This is a genomic window from Arthrobacter sp. 4R501 (assembly GCF_002929755.1).
Taxonomy (GTDB): Bacteria; Actinomycetota; Actinomycetes; order Actinomycetales; family Micrococcaceae; genus Arthrobacter.
The window spans coordinates 58,689-82,440 of record NZ_PJIW01000021.1 but is presented as its reverse complement, the minus strand read 5'-3'; the positions used below and the strand labels follow the sequence as shown (position 1 = coordinate 82,440).

The following is a 23,752-nucleotide window of genomic DNA, read 5'->3' as shown; positions in this document are numbered from 1 at the left end:
CAAAGCAGTTCCAGACGTTGATGTTGTCGGTTAGTGTGGCGCAGGTGAAGGCAATCCGCAGATTTACCGTCAGAACAGTCCTCCCGGAACCCATCAGGCCGCTGGCCCTGTTGGCCACCAACCTCCGCTGGTCCTGGCACCGGCCCACGCGTGAACTTTTCGCTGGCCTGAACCGCCGCATCTGGGAGGAATCCGGCCAGGATCCCGTCAGCTTCCTGGGCCGGGTCAGCCGCGAAGAGTTCCAGCGCCTCGCCGCCGACCCGTCGGTGGTGGGCCAGGTCCGCGCCGCCGCCGAGGACCTTGACCGGTACCTTGAGCAGCCCCGCTGGTACCAGAGCCTGGGCGAGGATGCCCCGGCCGCCATCGCGTACTTCTCCCCCGAATTTGGCATCACCGAAGTCCTGCCGCAGTACTCCGGCGGCCTGGGCATCCTGGCCGGCGACCACCTCAAGGCCGCCTCGGACCTGGGTGTTCCCCTGATCGGCGTTGGCCTGCTGTACCAGGCGGGCTACTTCAAGCAGTCACTCTCCCGCGACGCCTGGCAGCAGGAAACGTACCCGGTACTCGACCCTGACGGCCTCCCCCTCACACTGCTTCGTGAACCGTCCGCCGACGGCAACGGCCGGCCTTTGCAGATCTCACTCCCGCTCCCCAACGGGCGCCGGCTGCTGGCACACATCTGGCGTGCCGACGTCGGACGCGTTCCCCTCTTGCTGCTGGACTCCAACGTTCCCGGCAACGACGACGCCGCGCGCGGCATCACCGACCGCCTCTACGGCGGCGGCGGAGACCACCGGCTGCAGCAGGAACTCCTGCTGGGGATGGGCGGAGTCAAGGCGCTACGCGCGTACCAGCAGCTCACCGGAACCGCCGCACCCGAGGTGTTCCACACCAACGAGGGCCATGCCGGCTTCCTGGGGATTGAGCGTATTCAGGAACTGATGGCCGGCGACGCCGCCCTCAGCTTCGACGAAGCCCTCGCCGCCGGCCGGGCGTCCACGGTCTTCACCACCCACACTCCCGTTCCGGCCGGCATCGACCGTTTCGAGATTTCCCAGATCCACCACTTCTTCCAAGCCGGGCTGGCGCCCGCGGTACCCGTGGACCGGATCCTGGAACTGGGCCGGGAAAACTACGCCGACGGCAACCCGTCAGTCTTCAACATGGCGGTGATGGGACTCCGGCTGGCACAGCGGGCCAACGGCGTCGCCAAGCTCCACGGCGAGGTATCCCGCGGGATGTTCTCGGCCCTGTGGCCCGGGTTCGACCACTCCGAGGTGCCCATCACGTCCGTTACCAACGGCGTCCACGTGCCCACCTGGGTCGACGGGCGCATCTCCCGGCTCGCGAGGGAACAGTTCGGCACCGAGGCCGAAGCCCTGGGCCGCTGGGACCTCGCCTACAACGTCAGCGATGCAGACGTCTGGGCGCTGCGCCGTGAAATGCGCACCGCGTTGGTGGAGGACGTGCGCCGCCGGCTCCGGGCTGCGTGGAAGAAGCGTGGCGCCGCCGACGCCGAGCTGGGCTGGACGGACAGCGTCCTGGACCCCGACGTGCTGACCATCGGCTTCGCCCGGCGCGTCCCGACCTACAAGCGCCTGACGCTGATGCTTCGCGAGCCGGACCGGCTCAAGGCGCTGCTGCTGCATCCGGAACACCCGATCCAACTGGTGATCGCCGGCAAGTCCCACCCGGCGGATGACGCCGGAAAGAAAATGATCCAGGATCTGGTCCGCTTCACCGACGACCCCGAGGTCCGGCACCGCATCGCCTTCCTGCCGAACTACGACATCGCGATGGCCAGGACGCTGTTCCCGGGCTGCGACGTGTGGCTCAACAACCCGCTCCGCCCCCTGGAGGCATGCGGTACGTCGGGCATGAAGGCCGCCATCAACGGTTCGCTGAACCTTTCGGTGATGGACGGCTGGTGGGATGAAATGTACGACGGCGAGAACGGCTGGGCGATCCCCACCGCCAACAACGACGCGTCCCCCGAAGAGCGGGACGACATCGAGGCCGCGGCGCTGTACGAACTCCTGGAAACCCAGGTGGCGCCACGCTTCTACGGGAACACGGTGTCTGACAGCGCCGGTGCTGCCGGACCGTCCACCACGGGCACCGAGAAAGTCCCGACGCACTGGGTGTCAATGATCAAGCACACGCTGTCCCATCTGGGACCGGCCGTTTCCGCGGAGCGCATGCTGCACGACTACGTCAACGTGCTCTACCGCCCCGCCGCCGAGGCCGGACGCAGGGCCGTTGCCAACTCCTACGCCCAGGCCCGTGTGCTGGCGGCATGGACTGCCAAAGTGCGTTCGGCGTGGCCTCTGCTGCACGTCGAACATGTGGACTCCGTGGGCGTTTCCGAGGACCCGCAGATCGGGGACACCCTGCAGGTGAACGCCTACATCGCGCTGCACACCCTCTCACCGGAGGACGTGTCCGTGGAGGTGGCTTATGGCCGTGCCGAGGAAAGCGACACCCTGGCGGACATCACCCTGATGGAGTTGAACTCGAAAGAGGACCTCGGCGAGGGACGCCACCTGTTCAGCGGCTCGCTGGTCATAGACCGCTCCGGTCCCTTTGGCTACACCGTCCGCGTCCTGCCTCGGCACGAGGCATTGGCTTCCAAGGCCGAGCTGGGGCTGATCGTCAACGCCTGAGCCCCGCCGTCATACCTAGAGCAGCACGGCCGTGACCGCGAGGTCACGGCCAGCGTAGCTTTCGGCATCCTGGAGGACCTCGCAGATGATCCCGAAGGACCGGTCCCGCCGGAACACTGCGGCCACCTGCCAAAGGATTGTGACCGGGGCGCTACCGTTCTCGCCGATATTGTCCGCAAAATCGTGCAGGGAGTCGTTCAGGGCGTCCATGTTCACGCCGTAATGCTCAGGGAACGCGAGCACTTCGCCGAAGGTTTCCAGGACAGCCTTCTTGCTGTCGGCGGCGGGGACCACCAGGCTGCGGCGGCCGGCGTCAGCGACCTGTTCCTGGAGTTCCTCGATGGTCCAGGTGTCGGCGGAGTAAATTTTCATGAGCGTGTTCAGCTGCCTTCTGCGATGAATTTGAACGAGTCGTAGTGGTCCTGTGTGTAGTACTTCTCGCCCTCGGAGCCGGTGACGATGCGGCGGGCTCCCCGGGCGGATTCACCCGGGGTGGGCACGGTGTACTCGCGGTAGTAGCCTGAGGCCTGCCGCGGGAGAATGCGCTCGAAGTTGCCGAACGTCTTGTTGTCCTGGCTGTAGCCGTAGGGGCCGCCGGCACGGATGGCAGCGAGGGTAGTCCGCGCTTCGGCCGGCAGCTGGGATTCCTTGATCGCGGGCAGCCCGGACGGGTTGGCGGGGACTACCGCCGGGGCCGGAACCTCCGCAGGACCCGGGACGGGAGCGCCCGGGACCGGGGCCGCGCTGGAACTGGCGGCCGGCGTCGTACTTCCCGTTAGAGTCTCCAGGAGCCCGGGGCCGCCGAACGCGAACACCGCTATGGCCAGCAGCCCGGTCAGCAGCAGGGCAATGGAGCGGTTGCGCAATTTTGGTCCCCTCCGCAGCTACGTGCGGTAGATGTTAATGGAGTTCGCCTCGATGCTGTCCGTCTCGCCGGACGCCACGCGGCTGCCCTGTCGAAGCTCGTGAAGCGGCGACGTGGTCAGCCGGAGTTCGAACATCCTGCGGGGCGTTCCGTCGTCGTTCTTGAGTTCCGGAAGGGTGATTTTCACGTCGGAGCCGGTGCCGTTGACCACCACGAGGCCCGCCAGCGTGCCGTCGTCCGAGCCAAGCAGGAGCTGCATGACCCGGTGCCGGGGATCATTCCACTGATCCATGGACATGGGCTGTCCGGCGTGATCAAACCAGTAGATATAGGACTGCTCATCCCGAGCCGGAAAATCATGGGGCTGGCTTGCCAGGAACTCCTTGCGCAGCCGGACGTAGCGCTTGGTGCTGCGGAGCATCTCTGCGGATTCCGGGGTGCGCGTCCAGTCGAGCCAGGCCAGTGGGTTGTCCTGGCAGTAGGCGTTGTTGTTTCCCTGCTGCGTGCGTGCCAGCTCGTCACCCGCGGTGATCATGGGCACACCGAACGAAATCATCAGGGACGCCATGAGGTTCCGCCGGGACTGGGACCGCTGCGCCAGGATGCTTTCGTCCTCGGTCCGGCCTTCGAAGCCGTGGTTGTAGCTGCGGTTGTCCCCGTGCCCGTCCCGGTTCTGCTCGCCGTTGGCCTCGTTGTGTTTACGGTCGTAGGACACAAGGTCGTTGAGCGTGAAGCCGTCGTGTGCCGTGATGAGGTTGACTGACGCCAGCCTGGAGCGGCCTGACGCTTCAAACAGCCCGGCCGATCCGGACAAGGCATCAGCAAGCCGCGCCACGGACCCGCCATGGCCGCCGGCCTCGATGGCCGCCCGGTCGGCCAGCCAGAAGGAGCGGACGCCGTCCCGGAAGTGGTCGTTCCAGTCAACCCAGCCGCCCGGGAACCGTCCCGTCTGCCAGCCGCCGTAGCCGACGTCCCAGGGCTCAGCGATCAGTTTTACGTCAGACAGCACCGGATCGGCGGCCACAGCCACCAGGAACGGGTGGCGGGGATCAAACTCGTTGTCCGCGTTCCGGCAGAGCGTCACGGCCAGGTCGAAACGGAAGCCATCGATGTGGAATTCGTCCACCCAATACCGGAGGGAATCCAGCACCAACTGGACCACCCTGGGCTGGCCGAAATTCAGGCTGTTGCCGCAGCCCGTAGTGTCGATGTACTTCCCGTGGCCATCCGTTCGGTAGTACGTGTCCTCACCGAGTCCGCGGAAGCTAATGGCCTGGCCGTCCGGGCCGCCCTCGGCAGTGTGGTTATAGACGACGTCGAGAATCACTTCCAGCCCTGCCGCGTGGAGCAGCTTGACCATCCCCTTGAACTCGTCCTGGACGGCGTGCGGTCCGGCATCCCGCGCCGCCTGCGTCGCATAGGCTGCGTGCGGTGCGAAAAACGCGGCCGTGTTGTAGCCCCAGTAGTTGGTCAGGCCGAGGTTCTGCAGGTGCAGCTCATCGAGGTGGAAGTGCACCGGGAGCAGCTGGACAGCGGTAATGCCCAGGCTCTTGAAATGCTCGATGATGGCCGGATGGGCCATTCCGGCGTACGTGCCGCGCAGCTCCTCGGGGACATCGGGATGCAGCATGCTCTGGCCGCGGACATGGGCCTCGTAGATGATGGTGTTCCGCCACTGCGTCCGGGGACGTTCGTCGGTGCCCCAGTCAAAATCGCCGGCCATCCGGACGCTCGTCAGGAAACCCTCCCGCTCGTCCACCGCCCGGCCGTAAGGATCGAGCAAAAGAGGCTGCCCGCCGTCGTCGTCCAGGTCCACGATGGGGACCGCCACCGGCAACGGGTCCGCCTTGGACGTGGCGCGGAAACCGTACAGCGATCCGTACGGGAAATCCTCAACAATTCCATGGTGCACGCCATGCGTGACATTGGGCAGGGTCTGCAGATGCCACTCGCTGCCCGGGGCCTTGTAGGCAATCTCAAGGTTCTCCACGGCCGGGGCGTACACGGCCACGTTGGCGCTGGACTGCACGCCGTAATCCGCTCCCGATCCCGGGCGCGGGACGCTGACACCGAGCGGATATGCCGAAGAGGCATCCCTGGTGGAAGCGGTATCGAAAAGCGGCATGACCATCACGTCCATGGTAGCGGCCAGCGGCTGTTGAACTGCACCGGCGCTTTTATGACGTCACGTCGTGGGGTTCCGGGCCGGGCAGAAGCTCACGGTCCTGGCGGACCGCCGCGAGTTCTAAAGAAAACGGCAACGCTCCCCCGCCGAAAGGTGAGAGAGCGTTGCTGTTAAACCCACCAAAGGTGAGAGAGCGTTCGCGGCACGGCGGGCGTCCGGAAGCGTGCGTCAGAGCGACGAAGGAGCAGCACGCGGAGGACGGCGGCTGTGCCGCCGCCTCGCAGCGAGTTACTTGACGGCGCGCTGCCTCGAGATTTCGTACAGGGAGATGCCGACGGCCATGGAGGCGTTGAGCGATTCCATGGCGGAGTTGATCGGGATGGAGACGATCTGGTCGCAGTTTTCGCGGACCAGGCGGCTCAGGCCCTTGCCTTCGGAACCGACCACAATGCAGACGGGCTCGCTGGCCAGGGTGAGGTCAGGCAGCGAAACGTCGCCGTCGCCGTCGAGCCCCAGGACAAAGATGCCCATGTTCTTGAACTGCTTCAGGGCGCTGTTCAGGTTCGCGGCACGTGCCACCGGAACACGCACGGCAGCGCCCGCGCTGGTCTTCCAAGCCGAAGCGGTGACGCCCACGGAGCGGCGTTCGGGGACGACGACGCCGTGGCCGCTGAAGGCCGAGACGGAGCGGATGATGGCACCAAGGTTGCGCGGGTCCGTGATGCCGTCCAGGGCAACGAACAGCGGGGCGTTGGATACGTGGCCCTTCTTCCACCGTTCCACGGTTTCCTCGGCCAGGTCATAAGCGTCCTGGTACTCGTACGGCGGGATCTGCAGGACCAGGCCCTGGTGGATGGCGTCGTCCGTCATGCGGTCAAGTTCGGGCTTGCCGGTCTCAAGCAGCGGGATACCGCGTTCGGCGGCGATCTTCAGCGACTCCTTGACACGGTCATCCATTTCAATCCGGATGGCGATATGCAGGGCCTTCGCGGGGATCCCGGCGCGGAGGGCTTCCACCACGGAGTTACGGCCGGTGACGACTTCCTCGGTGGCGCGGCCCTTGGGGCCCGTGCGGGAGGCGCCGGCGCTACGGGCACCCGTGCCGCGCTTGGCGGCCGAACGCTCGGACAGCTGCTTGCTCTTGTGCGCCTTGTGGTACGGGCGGTCCTCCGCCTTGGGCGTGGGACCCTTGCCTTCCAGGGCCTTACGGCCATGACCACCGGTTCCGATGGTTGGCCCCTTCTTTGCTTTGACCGACCGGCGACCGTTGTTGGCCATGATTTTCCACCCTTGATTGTTTGACTGAGTCTGCTTACCAGTCTACTGAATCAAGTAAAATCGCCGGTTCAGTCCCGTTGCAGGCTCCAGGTAGCGCCATCAGGGCCATCCTCGACGACGACGCCGGCCGCCTTCAGCGTGTCGCGGATGGCGTCGGAGGCGGCCCAGTCCTTCTTGGCCCGGGCCTGGGTGCGGGCAGCGAGCTGGGCTTCCACCAGGACGTCGAGGGCGGCCGATTCCCGGGCGTCCGACGCCGGGCCGGACGCCACCGCATTCAGGCCCAGGACACGCAGCATGTCATGCACGCTGTGCAGGGCCTGCTGTGCGTCCTCCAGCTTCCCCTCCGTCAAGGCAGTGTTGCCGGCACGGACTGTTTCGTGGAGCACGGCGAGGGCCTGCGGCACGTTGAGATCGTCATCCATGGCGCTCTCGAACGCCTCGGGTACCTTGCCATAGGTGGCGAACGTGTATTTCCCACCGGCGGCGAGGGCCCGAACGGCGCGGCTGATGAAGCCGTCAATGCGTTCGACGGCGGCCGCGGCCTCGTCGAGCGATGTGGGGCGGTAGTCCAGCACTGAGCGGTAATGGGCCTGCCCGAGGTAGTAGCGGACCACCCGCGGCGACGCGATGTCCAGCATCTCCGAAGGGCTGATGGTGTTGCCGATGGACTTGGACATTTTCTCGCCCTGGTACGTGACCATGCCGTTGTGCATCCAGAAGTTGGCGAACCCGTGCCCTGCGGCCTGGGACTGCGCCATTTCGTTTTCGTGGTGCGGGAAGCGCAGGTCCAGTCCGCCGCCGTGGATATCAAATTCGGTGCCGAGGTACTTGGTGACCATGGCGGAGCATTCCAGGTGCCAGCCCGGACGTCCGGCGCCCCAGGGCGAGGCCCAGCTCGCCGTCGTCGGCTCTCCTTCTTTGGAGCCCTTCCACAGCGCAAAGTCGCGGGGGTCCTTCTTGCCGCGGGGATCCGCGTCCGGGGCGCCCTGCATGTCGTCAATGTTCTGGCGCGTCAGTGTCCCGTACTTGTCCCAGGACCGCACGTCGAAGTAGACGTCGCCGGAATCGTCCAGCGCCGGGTAGGCGTGGCCGCGGTCGATCAGCTGTTGGATCAGCGCATGCATTTCCGGGATATGGCCGGTTGCCCGTGGCTCATAAGTGGGCCGGGAAACGCCGAGCGTGTCGTAGGCCTGCAGGAACGCCTGCTCGTAGCGGTAGGCCAGGGCCCACCATTCCTCCTCGCGGACAGCGTCCGGTCCGGCTTCGAAGTCCGGGCTGAACGATTCGGCAGACTTGGCGAGGATCTTGTCGTCGATGTCCGTGACGTTGCGGACCGCGGTGACCCGCAGCCCCCGGTGCTCGAGCCAGCGGGTGAGCTGGTCAAAGGCGATCGCCGAGCGGATGTGGCCCACGTGCGGCATGCCCTGCACAGTGGCTCCGCAGTAGTACAGGCTCGCTTTTCCCGGGACGAGGGGAACGAAGTCACGGACTTCGGCGGACGCGGTGTCATAGAAGCGGAGAGTCACCGCTCCAGATTAGCGGAAAAGGCCTGAGTGCCGGCCCCCGCGCGTTATCCGGCCTGAACTGCGCTGGGTTGAATCACCGGGCATAGACCAAAGCGGTGGCGACGGCGGCAATTCCCTCGCCCCTGCCGGTGAAACCGAGTCCGTCGCTGGTGGTGGCCGTGACACTGACCGGCGCCCCTGCCGCCTCGCTCAGCACGCGTTGGGACTCTTCCCGCCGCTGGCCGAATTTGGGCCGGGTAGCCACGAACTGCACTGCCACGTTGCCGATCTCAAAGCCGGCCGCACGGACAATCCTCGCCGCCTCGGTCAGGAGCGTGACGCCGGAGGCTCCGGCGAACTCCGGACGGTCGGTGCCGAAATGCGTGCCGAGGTCCCCGATGCCGGCGGCCGAGAACAGGGCGTCGGCGGCCGCGTGGGCCACCGGGTCCCCGTCCGAATGCCCGGCCAGTCCACGCTCGCCTTCCCAGAACAGCCCGCCCAGCCAGAGCGGACGGGGAAGGTCAGGGGACGCGTAGGCATGTACATCCAGGCCGATACCCGTGCGCGGCAGGATCATCTTGGCTTCACTCATGCCTAACCCTCCACCCAGCGGATGCCCAGCGGGCCTTCCAGCAGCCCCTCGGCAATGATCAGGTCCAGCGGCGTGGTGATTTTTAGTGACTGTGTGGAGCCATGGACGGCGTGCACGGGAACTCCCAGGAGTTCCACCAGCATGGCGTCGTCGGTGACCGCGGCAGCCTGTTTCTCGTCAAAGTCCGCCGCTGCCTGATGGGCCTGGATCAGTGTGGACAGGCGGAACCCTTGGGGCGTCTGGACCGAACGGAGCTCCTCCCGCGGCGCGGTCCCGGTCACGAGTTCCGGGGCGATGCTGCTATCGTCACCGGTCGTGGGGGTAACCATCTTCACCGTATCCACCACCGGTACGGCAGGAATCACTGCAACGGCGCCGGCAGCCAGGGAATCGACGACACGGTGGAAGACATACTCGGGCGTCAGCGCCCTGGCGGCGTCGTGGACCAGCACAGCTTCGGTGCCGTCCAGCAAGGCTGCCAACGCTGACCGGACGGAAGCGGCACGGGTGGCACCGCCGTCGACCGTTGTCAGCACGGGAAGCGGGTTCTCCTGGTTGGCATCGTGCCCCGCCCGGAGTTCCTCGGCGAAGGCCGCGCACAATTCCTGCAGGACCGTATCTCCGGGCGGCAGGGCCACACAGATCTGGCGTGCGACTCCGGCGGCAGCGACGCCCCGGAGGGCATGCGTAAGTATGGCGTCACTCCCCAGCGGCACGCGCGCCTTGGGCATGCCGTAACCCAGCCGCTCGCCGGACCCTGCGGCCACAATGACGACGGCGGTGACGGGGCGGGGAAGTCCGTTGTTCATGCAGTCCAGCCTACGTGCCTGCCTGCCCGGCGCGCCGAATCCCACCCGCGCGACGCGCCTGCCGCTGTGGGCTGGACGGAAAAAGGGCAAAAAGAAACCCCGAAGGCACTTGCGTACCCCCGGGGCTCAATTCTTAGGAAGCCAGGACCTCGTCGAGAACGCTTGCAGCCTTCTCTTCATCAGTCTTTTCAGCCAGTGCAAGTTCTGAAATCAGAATCTGACGGGCCTTGGCCAGCATGCGCTTCTCACCTGCGGAAAGGCCCCGATCGTGATCACGGCGCCAGAGGTCGCGAACAACCTCTGCTACCTTGATGACGTCACCGGAAGCAAGCTTCTCCAGATTTGCCTTGTATCTGCGCGACCAGTTGGTGGGTTCTTCAGTGAACTCAGCCCGGAGAACATCAAATACGTGCTCCAGACCTTCCTTGCCCACTACGTCACGGACCCCAACAAGGTCAACGTTCTCTGCTGGAACTTCAATGGTCAGATCACCCTGAGCCACCTTGAGCTTGAGATACATTTTCTCTTCGCCCTTGACAGTGCGCATCTTGATTTCTTCAATTTTTGCAGCACCGTGGTGAGGGTAAACTACTGTCTCGCCGACCTCAAATACCATGTGGACATTCCCCTTTCCCGCAGACCAGTTTATCACGATTCAGGCATATGACTGGCCTCGAACCGGCCCCGGAACCCCGGAAATACGCGGAAAATGGGCAGAATAGACCCCTTCGCCCCCTTGACGAATGCAGATAATAGTGCATGCGCGGCCTGCTGCCAAGGGCATTATGACCGTGCGGAATCCTCGTTTGGGCCGGTTTGCCGCTAGGCTATGGCTGAATAATGTTTCAAGACTCTCGAGGAGTACGTGACGTGCGTTTCACTGCGATGAACCGGGCCCAGGGCGGCAAACTGGCACTGGCGGCAGGTTCCCTGGCCCTCGCCCTGGCGACGATGACCGGCTGTGGCTACATCAACCCCCAGCAGACTTCTCACCAGTACGCGGCGTCGGACGGTATCCGCGCCGACCTGGGTCCGCTGCAGCTGCGCAACATGCTGATTGTCTCCGCCGGCGCAGACAAGCCCGGCCGCCTGCTCGGCGCCGTTTACAACTCCTCTTCACAGGACGTCAAGCTCACCGTCAACGGGGCCGAGGGTTCACAGACGCAGGTGCCGGTGAAAGCCAACTCCTACACCCTGCTCAACGACTCCACGGATGCAGCCATCCTCAGCACAAGCGGCGGCATCGCCGGCTCCCTCGTCGATGTGAAGATCACCGAAGACGGCACCAACGTGAGCAAGACCGTCCGCGTGCCTGTCCTGGATGCTTCCCTCGCGGAGTACAAGGAGTACCTGCCGGCCGGCAGCGAACCGACCGGATCCGCCACACCCAGCCCGTCGCCGTCGGCCACCGGCACTGGTGCGGCCCACTAAGCAGCAGCAAAGCACAAAAGGAGGGGCTCCCCGCGGGGAGCCCCTCCTTTTGTGCACTTGAAGTCGGCTGCGCCTGATGCCCGGCGTGCCGTACGGCGGAGAGGCCTACGGCTCGAACTTGTAGCCCAGGCCCCGGACGGTTACCAGGAAACGCGGTATGGACGGGTCGGGCTCGATCTTGCCGCGCAGCCGCTTGACATGCACGTCCAGGGTTTTGGTGTCCCCCACGTAGTCCGAACCCCAGACCCGGTCGATCAGCTGGCCGCGGGTGAGTACGCGGCCGGAGTTGCGCAGCAGCATTTCCAGCAACTCGAACTCCTTCAGCGGCAAGAGGACCTGCTGGCCATCCACGCTGACCACATGCCGTTCGATGTCCATCCGGACAGGGCCGGCCTGGACTGTGGCCGAGATCAGTTCCTCAGGTTCACCCTGCCGGCGGAGTACGGCCCGGACGCGGGCCACCAGCTCGCGGGAGGAGTAGGGCTTGGTGACGTAGTCGTCAGCGCCAAGCTCCAGGCCAACCACCTTGTCAATCTCGGAGTCCTTGGCCGTCAGCATGATGACCGGAACGCTGGAGCGCTGCCGCAGCTGGCGGCAGACCTCGGTGCCCGACAGGCCGGGGAGCTGCAGGTCCAGCAGCACCAGATCCGCCCCGTTCCGGTCGAATTCGGTGATGGCGTCGAGGCCGTTGTCCACCACTTCTACCTCGAACCCCTCCTTGCCCAGTAGATAGGACAACGGATCACTGAACGATTCTTCGTCTTCGACAATCAAAATCCTGCTCAAGCGCTAGCTCCTTGCTCATGTACGCCGCGTTCTTTTTTGCGCACGGGTACGGCTGGTTCTTTGACACCTGCGGTATCCGGTGCGTCTTGGCTTTCCATCTCGGGCAGCCGCAGGGTGAAAGTGGAACCCTGGCCGGGCCGTGACCACAACGTCACTTCACCGCCGTGGTTGGAGGCAACGTGTTTGACGATGCTAAGGCCCAGGCCCGTTCCGCCCGTGTGGCGCGAACGCGCCGCATCCACCCGGTAGAAGCGCTCAAACACGCGCTCCTGGTCCTCCGGGGTCAGCCCCTCGCCCTGATCGGTGACCGACACTGCGATCAGCCCGTCCTTTGACCGGACGCCCACGCCCACCCTGGTGTTCTCTGGGGAGTAGCGGATGGCGTTGTCGATCAGGTTACGCAGGGCGGTAACCAGCAGGTCCCGGTCACCAAAGACGGTGGCCTCAACCCGCTCCCCCACCACGATCCGAATGTTCTTGCTTTCAGCGGGGAGCTGCGAACGGTCCACCGCTTCAGTGATGACCGCGTTGATGTCCACGGCCTTGCCCTCTTGGGACACGCTGGCACCTTGGAGGCGAGACAGCTCGATGATGTCCTGGACCAGGGCGGCCAGCCTGGTTGACTCCTTGTGCATGCGCTTGGCGAACCGGCGAACTGCTTGTTCGTCGTCGGCCGAGGACTCCAGTGCCTCGGCCAGCAGGGAAATTGCGCCCACCGGGGTCTTCAGCTCATGGGACACGTTGGCCACGAAGTCGTTGCGGATCTCTTCCGTGCGGGTAATTTCGGTGCGGTCGTCGGCCAGAAGCACTATATATTCCTCGCCGAGCATGGCCGCCCGGACCTGCACGATGATGGTGCCGTGGCCCAGCGGACCGCGCTGCAGCTCTAGCCGTTTTTCCAGGATCACGCCATCACGGCGCACACCGGCCGTCATGTCCAGAAGTTCTTTGTGGACCACCGTGTGGCCGCGCACCAGGCCATACGCATAAGCTGCCGGGCTGGCGCGCACCACACCGTCCACGGCGTCAACCACCACAAAAGCCCGTCCGACGACGGCCAGCACTTCAGCGGCGCCGGCCGGCAAAGCGAGTTCGTCGACGTCGACGTCAACAAGCTGGCGCTGCTTTTCACTGATCCTGAAGGCGAGCACGCCAAAGGTGCCGAGCGACAGGCCGACCAGGCCGGCGATGACACCGATGAGCATAGGATCCACACATCCAGCTTAGGCCGTGGTTCCTGTCGAGACGGTGCGTCATGGCCCATTACGGCGACGGTTCAGCTAACGTTCATCTACAACCGACTAATCGTTTACCGCACGCTGACAGAGTTATACGCTGGAGTGCCGAATGGCGACATGAGTTCCGTCTGCCACCCGAGGGGCGGAGTTCCAAAGAAAGGACGCCCACGTGCGTAAGGTTTTTCAGGAAGAGCTGACCCAGGTGGGTGAGCAGCTGGTGGAGATTTCGCAGTTGGTCAGCGAGGCAATGGGGAAGGCCACCACGTCCTTCCAGATTGCCGACGTTGATCTGGCAGAGGACGTCATCGCCGCGGACGCCCGTATCGACTTTTTGCAGACCAGCCTGGACGAGCGCGCTATCGACATCCTCGCCCTGCAGGGGCCGGTGGCCAGCGATCTGCGGATGATCGTGGGCTCCCTGCGCATGAGCGCTTCCCTGGAGCGGATGGGGGACCTGGCCCGCCACATCGCCCAGCTGGCCCGGCTGCGTTTCCCGTCCACTGTGATCCCTGCATCTATGACGGAAACGTTCAACAAAATGGCCGAGCAGGACCAACTGATCGCCGACAAGCTTATTGTCCTGCTGGAATCCCGGGACCTCGAAGTGGCCCGCGACATCCACAAGGCCAACAACACCATCGACGATCTCCACCTGAGCGTGTTCAAGGCGATCGCCGCCCCGGACTGGGCCGAGTCCCCTGCCACCACCGTGGACGTGGCCCTGGCCAGCCGCTACTTCGAACGGTTCGCTGACCATGGCGTGTCCGTGGCCCGCAAGGTCACCTACCTCGTCACTGGCGAATGGCAGGGGCAGGGCTTCTAGCCGCTCGCTAAACCACATACGACGGCGGGCCGGTCACCTCAGGTGACCGGCCCGCCGTCGAACGTTAACTACTGCTTTATTTCTTGCCCTGGTTCGCCACTGCCAGGATGGCTTCCGCAGCGGCGTCCGGGTCCAGGTAGGTGCCGCCCGGCTTGATCGGCTGGAAGTCCTCGTCCAGGTCGTAGACCAGCGGGATGCCCGTGGGGATGTTCAGGCTGGCGATGGCGTCGTCGCTGATGCCGTCCAGGTGCTTGACCAGGGCGCGCAGCGAGTTGCCGTGGGCGGTGACAAGGACGGTCTTGCCGGCCTTGAGGTCTTCCTTGATGTCCGACTCCCAGTAAGGAAGCAGCCGGACCAGGACATCCTTGAGGCACTCGGTGCGGGGCAGTGCGTCGCCGAGGTCCGCGTAACGGGGATCGCGGGCCTGGGAGAACTCGGAGTCGTCGGACAGGGGCGGCGGCGGGGTGTCGTAGGACCGGCGCCACTCCATGAACTGCTCCTCGCCGTATTCGGCCAAGGTCTGTGCCTTGTCCTTGCCCTGCAGGGCGCCGTAGTGGCGTTCGTTCAGGCGCCAGTCCCGCTTGACGGGGATCCAGCCGCGGTCGGCCTTGTCCAGGGAAATGTTGGCCGTGTTGATGGCCCGCTTCAGGAGCGAGGTGTAGAGGACATCCGGGAGAAGATCGTTCTCGACCAGGAGCTCGCCGCCGCGTGCCGCTTCCTCGCGGCCCTGGTCGTTGAGGTCAACGTCCACCCAGCCGGTGAACAGGTTCTTGGCGTTCCATTCGCTGTGGCCGTGGCGCAGCAGAATCAGCTTGTAAGTCATGATTTTTATCCTAGCCGAGGCACAGCGCCGCCCGCCTTGCGTTACAAGGGCCCTGCGTTACAACGATAGGGTTGGGCCGTGGTGCAAAAAGCTGAACGCGTGAGCGCTCCCCATGGCCGGAGCGGCAGGCCGGTCGGAAACGTCACGCGGGGCACCACCAATCCCAACCGGATGCGACGGGTGGACCGCTGGCTCACCGGTCCCCAGGCCTGGCGCCTGCGCGCTGCCGACGACCCCCTCGTGGTTGACCTGGGCTACGGCGCAACGCCGGCCACCGCCGTCGAACTCTTTGAACGTCTCCGCGCAGTCCGGCCGGACGTGCGCGTGTGCGGAATCGAAATCGAGCCGGAGCGCGTCCGGATCGCCAAGGCGCTCGAGCGGCCGGGGCTCAGCTTTCAGGTGGGCGGTTTCGAGTTGCCGCTGCCCGGGCGCCCCGTGCTGGTCCGCGCCTTCAACGTCCTGCGGCAGTACGAAGAGGCCGATGTGGCGGGGATCTGGCGGCTGGTCCAGGGCCGGCTCGCCCCCGGCGGGCTCTTTATCGACGGTACCTGCGATGAGATCGGGCGGCGGGTGACGTGGGTTGCCCTCGACGCCGGGCGGCCGTTGTCACTGAGCATGTCCGTGCGGTTCGGCAGCTTTGACCTGCCATCGGAAATTGCCGAGCGGCTGCCGAAGGCACTGATCCACCGCAACGTTCCGGGAGAGCCTGTCCACCGGCTGATGCAGGCCATGGACCGGGCCTGGCTGGAGTCGGCGCCGCTGGCGTCATTCGGCAACAGGCAGCGCTGGCACGCCATGTGCAGGGCACTGTCCGACGGCGGGTGGCCGGTTCAGGACGGCCCGGCGCGGTGGCGCCTGGGCGAACTAACGGTGGCCTGGGAAGCTGTGGCGCCGTCGGTCTAGTGTGGGTCCACGCCGGCAGGGTTCCCTGAGCGAGCTTGCGAGCTGAGGGGGCCGGTGCTGGGCCCACGCCGGCAGGGTTCCCTGAGCGAGCTTGCGAGCTGAGGGGGCCGGTGGGGATTACCAGCCGCCGTATGGCCCCGTATTACGGCTACCGCCGCGGCCAGCGTCCTTGACCGCTGGCCGGACGTCTGCGAGGTAAATGGACGCTGCCACCACGGCGGCGAGCCCAAAGAGGCCCAGCGTGCCGAAGATTCCGCCGCTGCTGAAGAGCGAGATGGCGCCGATCAGGGTGGCACCGCCGGTCAGTGCCAGCCAGAAGGTCTTGGTTCGTTTTCCGGTCGCTTCAAAGGCTGCGGACTTGTGCCTGACGCAGTCCAGCAGAGCCCACACTTCAAGTCCGAATGCCACCAGGGCAAGGATAAAAAACACTGCCAGCTCTACAGGCCGAATTATCAGTTCACCGTCCACCGTCCAAGCCTAGCGGCCCAGCGAGTCGAGTGCCTGCTTCAAATCGGCCCAGAGGTCCTCAATATTTTCAATGCCGACGCTCAGCCGCACCAGGTTGTCCGGGACACTCAGCGGCTCGGCGGCGTGCCGGCGGCGCCGTTCGATCAGCGATTCCACCCCGCCCAGGGAGGTGGCTGGCAGCCACAGCTGCAGCGCGCGGACCAGTTTGTCCGCGGCGTCTGCTCCGCTCAGGCCGGCAACCGGCGCGATCTGCACGCACACAATCGAACCGAAGCCCGACATCTGGGTCTTGGCCCGTTCGTGGCCGGGATCCGTGGGGAGGCCGGGGAACCGGATGCTATCGATCAGGGGGTGTGTGCTCAGGCGTTCGGCCAGGACCGCGGCAGAAGCCTGCGACCGTTCCACACGCAGCGCAAGGGTGCGGAGCCCGCGCAGCGCCAGCCATGCCTCGAACGGCCCGGCGATACCGCCATGAATGATGCGGTGGTGCAGCAGCGCTGCCCGGATGTCCGGGTTGGACGTCACCAAGGCGCCGAGGACGACGTCGGAATGTCCGGCCAGGTATTTGGTCACCGAGTGAAGAACGACGTCGGAACCCAAGCTCAGTGGCTGCTGGACCAACGGCGTGGAGAACGTATTGTCCGTCACTACAATGGCGCCCACCCGGTGGGCCGCCGCGGTGAGTTCGCGGATATCGGCGATGCCCAGCATCGGGTTGGTGGGGCTCTCAAGCCACAGCATCCTGGCCGCTTTCGCGTCCGGTCCTTGCGGCGCGATCTGTGCTTTGACTGCGTCAGTGTCCGTGATGTCCACAGTCCGCAGTTCCAGGACGCCCTTCTGCGCCAACTCCGTGGCCATCACCAGCGAACCCGCGTAACTGTGCGACGGCATCACCAGGACGCCGCCGGCGGGAAGCAGGGACAGTGCCGAACTGACGGCCGCCAGTCCGGACGCGTAGAGCAGGCCGGGCAGTTCAGATCCTTCAAGCTGGCCCAGGGCTTCCTCAAAGGGATCCCAGGTGGGGTTGGAATAGCGGCCGTAGCCCCGGTCCCCGTCGCCCAGCGCTCCCGTGCCGAAGTACGTCGAGGACAGCACGATGGGCGGGTTGACGGGCTCGTCCCGCTCACGTGCCGGCCGGCCGGCGGCAACCACCACGGTTTCGGCCGACAGGGACGCTGCATACTGTTCCGAGAGACTCATGGAGAAAGCGTACTTGGACGTGCGGCGGCTCCCGAAGTCGGTAGTCTAGACCAGTGACCACCAACAGCCCTGGACTTTTCATCGCCTTCGAGGGCGGCGACGGCGCCGGCAAGTCCACCCAGGCGGCCCGTCTTGCCGAGGCCCTGGAAACACGTCGCCTGACGGTCCTGCGGACCCGCGAACCCGGCGGGACGCCCATTGGCGAAAAACTGCGTTCCCTGGTCCTGGACCACGGCCATGGCCACATCGACGCCCACACCGAGGCACTCATCTTTGCTGCCTCCCGCGCGGCCCATGCCAGCCAGGTGATCCGCCCGGCACTGGAACGCGGCGAGGTTGTCCTGACGGACCGCTACATTGATTCGTCCGTGGCGTACCAGGGGGCCGGCCGCGATCTGGGTGCCGACGCTGTGCGTACGCTCAACGAATGGGCGACGTCCGGGCTGCAGCCCGACCTCACGGTGTTGCTGGACGTGGACCCCGCTGACGGCCGCCGCCGCCGCACAGCCGACGACGCCGCCGAAGACCGCCTTGAGTCAGAGGCCGATGAGTTCCATTCAACAATCCGCGCGGCGTTCCTCGAACTGGCCTCCAGCCGGCCGGATACGTATCTGGTCCTGCCGGCGGATCTGCCCGTAAACGAACTGGCCGCGCGGATCCTCACCCGCGTTGATGCCTTGCTCGCGTCTGCAGGCCGGGGCGCCGCATGACTGTCTGGGACGACCTTCAGGGCCAGCCCGCCGTCGTCGAACAGCTTCGCCTTGCCTCGCGGGGCGAAGGGCTGACCCATGCCTGGCTGTTCACGGGCCCGCCCGGATCCGGGCGTTCCAACGCCGCGAAGGCCTTCGCTGCCGCCCTCAACTGCGATCAGGACGACGTGGCCAGGCGCGGCTGCGGGGAGTGTCCAGCCTGCCTGACCATCCTCGGCGAGACCCATTCGGACGTGACGTACGTCAGGACCGAGAAGGTCACCATCACCATCGATGAAGCCCGCGACCTGGTATCCAAGGCGGGCAACCGGCCGTCGTCGGGGCGCTGGCGGATCATTGTGGTGGAAGACGCCGACCGCATGGCCGAGCGGACCACCAATGTGCTGCTGAAGGCCATCGAGGAGCCCACGCCGCGGACCATCTGGATGCTGTGCGCACCGTCGCCCGCTGACGTCCTGGTGACCATCCGTTCGCGCTGCAGGGCCGTGGCCCTGCGGCTGCCGCCGGCCGCCGACGTCGCCGCTTTGCTCGTCAAGCGCGACGGCGTGGACCCGGCACTCGCCGAACGCGCTGCCCGCGCGGCGCAAAGCCATGTGGGGATCGCCCGCCGGCTGGCGCGGGACCCCGAGGCGAGGGAACGCCGGCTGGAAACGGTGAGGTTCCCCCTGGGTCTGCGCGGCGTGACCGCAGCGGTGATGATGGCGGACAAGCTGGTGAAGATCGCCACGGCCGAAGCCAACAGTTCCAATGAAGAGCGCGACGCCGCCGAGAAGGCTGCGCTGCTGGCCACTCTGGGTGCCCCGGAGTCAGGGACGCTCCCGCCGACCATGCGCAGCCAGGTCAGGCAGCTCGAAGACGACCAGAAACGACGGGCCAAGCGATCCATCACGGACTCGCTGGACCGGACGCTGACGGACCTCCTGTCGTTCTACCGGGATGTGCTGATCATCCAGCTCGGGAACGCCGTGGAGCTGGTAAACGTTGAGCTCAGGGGTGAGCTGGAGGAATTCGCCGCCCGGTCTGCCCCGGAGACCACCCTCGCCCGCATGGACGCCATCAACAAAGCCCGCCAACGCATCACCACCACCAACGTTGCACCGCTGTTGACCATTGAGTCCATGGCAGCCAGCCTGATCTAGCAACTACTAGGAGACCGCTCGATGACTGCACGCCCCCTGCCCGCACGCTCCCGATCCCTGGTGATTGGGCTGCGGGCTGCCGGCGCCCTGATCCTGGCCCTGACGCTGGCCTCGTGCGGCCTCTTTGGCGGGGACACCCCGGACGCGGCCCCCGCCACGGCGAAGGCAGACCCTGCCATCGTGGCGTCCGCGCCCGCCGGCCTGGACACCTTCTACGCCCAGGAGGTTGTGTGGGAGCCCTGCGAAAACGGCTTCCAGTGCGCCAAGGTCACCGTGCCCGTGGACTACGGGAAGCCGGACGGCGAGAAGATCCAGATAGCCGCGCTGAAGGCTCCCAGCACGGGCAAGAAAACCGGCACCCTGCTGGTCAACCCGGGCGGTCCGGGCGGGTCCGGCTACGACTTCGTCAAGGATGCGGCCGCGACGCACTTCTCGCAGTCTGTCCGGGCCAACTATGACCTGGTGGGCTTTGATCCTCGGGGCGTCAAACGCTCCGCCCCTGTTACCTGCCTGACGGATGCCGAACGGGACGCGTCCCGGGCAAAGGTCTACGCGTTGGAGACCGACGCCGGGCTTGCCGCCGCGTTGGCCGACAACAAGGCCATCGCCGCGCAGTGCGCCGCCAAGACGGGTCCGGTACTGGGCCACGTCGACACGGTCAGCGCGGCCAAGGACCTGGACATCCTGCGCGCCGTGGTCAATGACTCGAAGCTCAATTACCTGGGGTACTCCTACGGCACGTTCCTTGGTTCAACCTACGCCTCGCTGTTCCCGGAGAATGTGGGCCGTATGGTCCTGGATGGCGCCCTGGATCCGTCCATCAGCAACGAGGAGCTGACCAGCGGCCAGGCCGTGGCGTTCGAAAAAGCCATCAGGGCCTACGTGGCCAGCTGCCAGCAGGAATCCTCGTGCCCGCTCAGCGGGAACGTGGACAGCGGGGTCCAGCAGATCCGCGACCTCATCACCGCCGTCCAGAACACCCCCTGGCAGGCCAAGGACGGCCGCCTGGTGAACGCCACGATGTTCGTCAGCGGCCTCATCACTCCGCTGTACAACGACCAGAGCTGGCCCGCCCTGACCCAAGCCCTCGAAGCTGCACTGAACGGTGACGCCAGCCTGATGCTCCGTCTGGCGGACCTCGGCGCTGACCGCGGCGCCGACGGGAAGTACACGTCCAACTCCACCTTCGCCTTCGGCGCCATCAACTGCCTGGACTACCCCATGGTGTCCGATACTGCCTCCATGCGCGCGGAACAGCAACGGCTTATGCAGGCCTCCCCCACCCTGGGCTACTTCTTCGCCTACGGCGGCACCAACTGTGTGGACTGGCCGTACAAGAACCTGCGGACCCCCGCCCCGGTGGAATACACCGGCGAAGCCCCGATCGTGGTGGTCGGAACCACCGGCGACCCTGCCACCCCGGTGGAATGGGCCGCATCCCTGCGCAAACAGCTGGGCAACGCCTCGCTGCTGACCTGGCAGGGAGAGGGCCACACCGCCTACGGCCGGGCCAACAGTTGCCTCGAAGACGCCGTGGACAAGTACCTTGTGGACGGAACGGTTCCCGCCGACAACACCGTCTGCTGAGGACTTCTGCTGGGGTGTTTGGGCGCCCATTTTGACCCGGGCGCAGGGACTCTATTACAGTTGACTCTTGCATGAACCGCCCGGTTACGCCGGGCGAATTGTGCGGTGCTTCCTTAGCTCAGTCGGTAGAGCGTTTCACTCGTAATGAAAAGGTCATCAGTTCGATTCTGATAGGAAGCTCGGGACAAACCCCGTATTGTCGTTGTTTTCGACGATGATACGGGGTTTTTCGCTGGTTAAGCCCTTCGACAGCCCGCCGCATTGAGCTGGGCCGCCGACGGCAGTTTCCCTGTGGTCCACCGAAATTCATCCCGCCGTCATCTTCCACTGCTAGTGTCCGGCCATGGACGAACTATTGCTGGTACCGGGTTCTGCTGCTGCACGCGATCTGTCGAACCGGTCGGGGTACGACGTCGCTTTCCTGGGTGTACAGGTTCCTGTGCCGATTCTGGCCGACACGAAAACGATCCTGCTGCCCTACACCCATTTCTCGGTGCTCATGCGGCTGGACAGGCGCCTGGCCGCCGTCACGGCCCTCGGCATCGACGGGGAGAAGCTGATGGATCTGGACCGATCCGGGATCCAATGGCAGCTGGATCCAAGGTTGGCCGAGGACCAGCAGACCGGTGAGCAGCTCTACGCCCGGAACAACCTTGATAGGGGACACCTGGTCCGGCGCGCCTCAGCCGTCTGGGGTGATACCCGGCAGGAGGCCGCCCAAGCGAATGAGGACACGTTCCACTACACGAACGCCGTGCCCCAGGCTTCGAAGTTCAACCAGAGCCTGGACCTGTGGCTCGGGTTGGAGTCCTACCTGCTGGAGCATGCCGCCGACCACGGCCGGCGGCTGATCGTGTTCACCGGACCCATTTTCGGGGACAATGACCCGGTGTACCGCGGCGTGGACATTCCGCTGCTGTTCTTCAAGGTCGCCGCATTCCTCCAGGACGGGGAGCTTGCGGCCACCGGCTACATCGTGGACCAAACACCACAGCTGGCCGACCTGCCCGATGTGCCCCGCCCGGGCGCCGTGGACGAGGCTCCGCCCCTGGGCCCGTTCCGGACCTTTCAGGTCCCCGTCCGCGATATCGCCGCCGTCACCGGCCTGGACCTGGACCAGCTCGTGGCCGTTGACCGGATGCCCATCGCCGCAGAACTACCCACCGCCCGGGTGAAGTCGACGTGGCGGACGCTCGTGTCCCCGGAGGACCTGGACCTGGACTTCGATCTGAACGGAGACTAGAGCCCCGGCCTGACCGTGAGCTCGACCGGCGAAGCTTCCATGGGACCGCCGCACTGGGCCGAGCCGCCCACCCGCTTCCAGTCCAGGTCGGCTTCCTCCTCGGCGAGGACGTCGCCCGTGGCAGACAGCGCTTTAGCAGTCACGTGGTCGGGAGAGCTCATGCTGACGGTGAACCGCCAGGTATCGGCGTCGATCCATTCAGCGTAGAACGGGGCCATGGTGGGCTGGGCTTCCAGCGTGTGCGGAGCCCTGGCATCCAGCGGTGTTGTCACCACAATGCGCGGTGCTGCCGTCCCAGGCTCCGGTCGCAACTCCGAACAAGCGCCATCGGCGCACAGCTGCACGGTATCCACACGCGAGACGTCACCCGCCAGTTCAACCGTGATGGAGTTGACCCACCCGATGGCCGGACAGACGTTCGAGCAGCCGGCAACCGGGATGCAGACTGCCAACATCAGCACCGCCGGCCGGACAATGAGCCCCCGCACTCTTCTCATGCGGCCAGTCTAGGAGGCGGCCAGTCTAGGCGGCACACATACCCTTCGGCTCCGGTGCCCTCCCCCTATGATGGCGTGCATGGATGACAAGGCGCTGGCGGCTATCGCGTTCGAACTTTACGCTCTGCCTTTCGAGGAGTTTGTGGCCGCCCGAACCGCCGCAGCCAAGGCAGCCGCCGGTTCCGGGAAGGATCTCCCGGCTGCCGTCAAGGCGTTGCCAAAGCCGTCAGCGGCGGCCTGGGCGGTCAACATGCTGGCCATCCATGAGCCAGGAGTGCTCGCGCAGCTTTCCGAGCTCGGCCAACGGATGCGGTCGGCCCAGGCATCCCTCGACGCCGCCGCCCTCCGGGAACTGGCGCGGGAGCGCCGCACCCTGCTGGCGACCGCCGTCGAGACCGCCCGCGCCGTTGCAGAACGCCAGGGGCGCAGCATCAGCGCCACCATCGCCGCCGACGTCGAGCGCACCCTGCAGGCGATGACCGCCGACGAAGGTGCCACTGCCGCCGTCCAAAGCGGACTGCTGGTCCAGGCGCTGTCCGCCGACGGCGTGGACACGGTTGATCTCGATGGGGCCGTAGCGGTGCCCGTGGCCGTGCCGGCGCCGCGCGCCACGACACTCGGCCGTCCCAAACAGCCACCGGCCACTGTGCCGGAAGAAGCAGAGGAAGAACAGACGACGGCGGAACCCGGCACCCGCAAACCCGCGGACCAGCCGCGCCTGAAGGCTGTCCGGGAGACTCCGCGGCCGGCGTCCCCCTCGGCGCTGGAGAAAGCCAACGCTGCCTTGGGCGAGGCCATGGCAGCCGAAGAGGAGTTCGCCCAGCTGGCCGCGGACCGGCAAAGTCAACTGGCGGACACGGAGGCCGAAGTCGCGGACCTGACCCGCGAAACACGTGAGCTCCGCGACCGGCTCAAAGCCGCGGAGGAGCAGCTGGACAGCGCCAGGAAAAACCTGGGCACGGCGGCCGCCGAGGCCAAGCAGGCGGCCCGGGCAGTCGAAAAGGCCAAACGTTCGGCCATGCTCGCGCAGGAGCGGGTGCTACGCCTGGGCAACACGCGGGACTGAT

23 protein-coding genes and 1 tRNA gene are annotated in these 23,752 nt (G+C 65.8%); 10 read left to right on the top strand and 14 right to left on the bottom strand.

Features of this window, described 5'->3' with window-relative positions:
• Positions 1–44 precede the first annotated feature (44 nt).
• Positions 45–2,663: an alpha-glucan family phosphorylase gene (glgP, locus tag CXR02_RS18670; protein ID WP_181037286.1), complete on the top strand. Its 2,619-nt coding sequence runs from the start codon at positions 45–47 to the stop codon at positions 2,661–2,663.
• A gap of 15 nt (positions 2,664–2,678) precedes the next feature.
• Here glgP and CXR02_RS18665 read toward each other — a convergent pair whose 3' ends face one another.
• The 8 genes from CXR02_RS18665 to CXR02_RS18630 form a co-directional block, all read right to left on the bottom strand.
• On the bottom strand, positions 2,679–3,035 hold the full coding sequence (locus CXR02_RS18665) for a barstar family protein (protein WP_104063338.1): 357 nt from the start codon (positions 3,033–3,035) through the stop codon (positions 2,679–2,681).
• An 8-nt stretch (positions 3,036–3,043) separates the two neighbouring features.
• Entirely contained in the window at positions 3,044–3,529 is a 486-nt protein-coding gene (locus tag CXR02_RS18660; protein ID WP_104063337.1) for a ribonuclease domain-containing protein, read from the bottom strand.
• Between the two features lie 18 nt (positions 3,530–3,547).
• Complete coding sequence (glgX, locus tag CXR02_RS18655; protein ID WP_104063350.1) at positions 3,548–5,659, bottom strand: glycogen debranching protein GlgX; 2,112 nt, start codon at positions 5,657–5,659, stop codon at positions 3,548–3,550.
• Positions 5,660–5,941: 282 nt separating this feature from the next.
• Complete coding sequence (gene rlmB / locus CXR02_RS18650) at positions 5,942–6,931, bottom strand: 23S rRNA (guanosine(2251)-2'-O)-methyltransferase RlmB (RefSeq protein ID WP_104063336.1); 990 nt, start codon at positions 6,929–6,931, stop codon at positions 5,942–5,944.
• Positions 6,932–6,999: 68 nt separating this feature from the next.
• A complete protein-coding gene (gene cysS / locus CXR02_RS18645) occupies positions 7,000–8,457 on the bottom strand; it encodes a cysteine--tRNA ligase (protein WP_104063335.1) in 1,458 nt (485 codons plus the stop codon).
• 73 nt (positions 8,458–8,530) lie between these two features.
• Positions 8,531–9,028, bottom strand: coding sequence for a 2-C-methyl-D-erythritol 2,4-cyclodiphosphate synthase (gene ispF, locus CXR02_RS18640; RefSeq protein ID WP_104063334.1), 498 nt, complete (start codon positions 9,026–9,028; stop codon positions 8,531–8,533).
• A gap of 2 nt (positions 9,029–9,030) precedes the next feature.
• Positions 9,031–9,837: a 2-C-methyl-D-erythritol 4-phosphate cytidylyltransferase gene (gene ispD / locus CXR02_RS18635; RefSeq protein WP_104063333.1), complete on the bottom strand. Its 807-nt coding sequence runs from the start codon at positions 9,835–9,837 to the stop codon at positions 9,031–9,033.
• 133 nt (positions 9,838–9,970) lie between these two features.
• On the bottom strand, positions 9,971–10,453 hold the full coding sequence (locus CXR02_RS18630; RefSeq protein WP_026266570.1) for a CarD family transcriptional regulator: 483 nt from the start codon (positions 10,451–10,453) through the stop codon (positions 9,971–9,973).
• Between the two features lie 269 nt (positions 10,454–10,722).
• Here CXR02_RS18630 and CXR02_RS18625 point away from each other — a divergent pair, with 269 nt between their 5' ends.
• Positions 10,723–11,268: a hypothetical protein gene (locus CXR02_RS18625; protein WP_104063332.1), complete on the top strand. Its 546-nt coding sequence runs from the start codon at positions 10,723–10,725 to the stop codon at positions 11,266–11,268.
• 105 nt (positions 11,269–11,373) lie between these two features.
• Here the strand turns inward: CXR02_RS18625 and CXR02_RS18620 are convergent, their stop codons facing one another.
• Positions 11,374–12,054 (bottom strand): response regulator transcription factor, encoded by a 681-nt coding sequence (locus CXR02_RS18620; protein ID WP_056342479.1) that lies wholly within the window; start codon positions 12,052–12,054, stop codon positions 11,374–11,376.
• Positions 12,051–13,259 carry a cell wall metabolism sensor histidine kinase WalK gene (locus tag CXR02_RS18615; protein WP_258061116.1) on the bottom strand — a complete coding sequence of 403 codons (1,209 nt, stop codon included), beginning with the start codon at positions 13,257–13,259 and terminating at the stop codon, positions 12,051–12,053. The genes CXR02_RS18620 and CXR02_RS18615 overlap by 4 nt, the downstream gene beginning before the upstream one ends.
• Positions 13,260–13,461: 202 nt before the next feature.
• On the opposite strand from CXR02_RS18615, the gene phoU reads away from it, so the two are divergent.
• Positions 13,462–14,115 (top strand): phosphate signaling complex protein PhoU, encoded by a 654-nt coding sequence (gene phoU, locus CXR02_RS18610; RefSeq protein WP_104063331.1) that lies wholly within the window; start codon positions 13,462–13,464, stop codon positions 14,113–14,115.
• 76 nt (positions 14,116–14,191) lie between these two features.
• On the opposite strand, the gene CXR02_RS18605 is transcribed toward phoU, so the two are convergent.
• Positions 14,192–14,938, bottom strand: a complete 747-nt coding sequence (locus CXR02_RS18605) for a phosphoglyceromutase (protein WP_104063330.1) — start codon at positions 14,936–14,938, stop codon at positions 14,192–14,194.
• Between the two features lie 78 nt (positions 14,939–15,016).
• Here CXR02_RS18605 and CXR02_RS18600 point away from each other — a divergent pair, with 78 nt between their 5' ends.
• Positions 15,017–15,841: a class I SAM-dependent methyltransferase gene (locus CXR02_RS18600; protein WP_181037285.1), complete on the top strand. Its 825-nt coding sequence runs from the start codon at positions 15,017–15,019 to the stop codon at positions 15,839–15,841.
• A 117-nt stretch (positions 15,842–15,958) separates the two neighbouring features.
• Here CXR02_RS18600 and CXR02_RS18595 read toward each other — a convergent pair whose 3' ends face one another.
• The gene (locus tag CXR02_RS18595) at positions 15,959–16,309 is read right to left on the bottom strand and encodes a DUF2516 family protein (RefSeq protein ID WP_056342490.1); all 351 of its coding nucleotides are present in this window, start codon (positions 16,307–16,309) and stop codon (positions 15,959–15,961) included.
• A 9-nt stretch (positions 16,310–16,318) separates the two neighbouring features.
• Positions 16,319–17,509, bottom strand: coding sequence for a PLP-dependent aspartate aminotransferase family protein (locus CXR02_RS18590; protein ID WP_104063329.1), 1,191 nt, complete (start codon positions 17,507–17,509; stop codon positions 16,319–16,321).
• Positions 17,510–17,562: 53 nt separating this feature from the next.
• On the opposite strand from CXR02_RS18590, the gene tmk reads away from it, so the two are divergent.
• The 5 genes from tmk (at position 17,563) to CXR02_RS18565 (ending at position 22,188) form a co-directional block, all read left to right on the top strand.
• Positions 17,563–18,219: a dTMP kinase gene (gene tmk / locus CXR02_RS18585; protein WP_104063328.1), complete on the top strand. Its 657-nt coding sequence runs from the start codon at positions 17,563–17,565 to the stop codon at positions 18,217–18,219.
• On the top strand, positions 18,216–19,358 hold the full coding sequence (locus tag CXR02_RS18580) for a DNA polymerase III subunit delta' (RefSeq protein ID WP_104063327.1): 1,143 nt from the start codon (positions 18,216–18,218) through the stop codon (positions 19,356–19,358). The genes tmk and CXR02_RS18580 overlap by 4 nt, the downstream gene beginning before the upstream one ends.
• Positions 19,359–19,379: 21 nt before the next feature.
• Positions 19,380–20,945, top strand: a complete 1,566-nt coding sequence (locus CXR02_RS18575) for an alpha/beta hydrolase (RefSeq protein WP_104063326.1) — start codon at positions 19,380–19,382, stop codon at positions 20,943–20,945.
• Positions 20,946–21,052: 107 nt separating this feature from the next.
• Positions 21,053–21,125, top strand: a tRNA-Thr gene (locus CXR02_RS18570).
• Positions 21,126–21,288: 163 nt separating this feature from the next.
• A complete protein-coding gene (locus tag CXR02_RS18565; RefSeq protein ID WP_104063325.1) occupies positions 21,289–22,188 on the top strand; it encodes a DNA/RNA non-specific endonuclease in 900 nt (299 codons plus the stop codon).
• On the opposite strand, the gene CXR02_RS18560 is transcribed toward CXR02_RS18565, so the two are convergent.
• Complete coding sequence (locus CXR02_RS18560) at positions 22,185–22,685, bottom strand: hypothetical protein (protein ID WP_146072566.1); 501 nt, start codon at positions 22,683–22,685, stop codon at positions 22,185–22,187. The two genes, CXR02_RS18565 and CXR02_RS18560, sit on opposite strands and share 4 nt — an antisense overlap.
• Positions 22,686–22,764: 79 nt before the next feature.
• On the opposite strand from CXR02_RS18560, the gene CXR02_RS18555 reads away from it, so the two are divergent.
• Positions 22,765–23,751 (top strand): hypothetical protein, encoded by a 987-nt coding sequence (locus tag CXR02_RS18555; RefSeq protein WP_104063323.1) that lies wholly within the window; start codon positions 22,765–22,767, stop codon positions 23,749–23,751.
• Position 23,752: the final 1 nt, after the last annotated feature.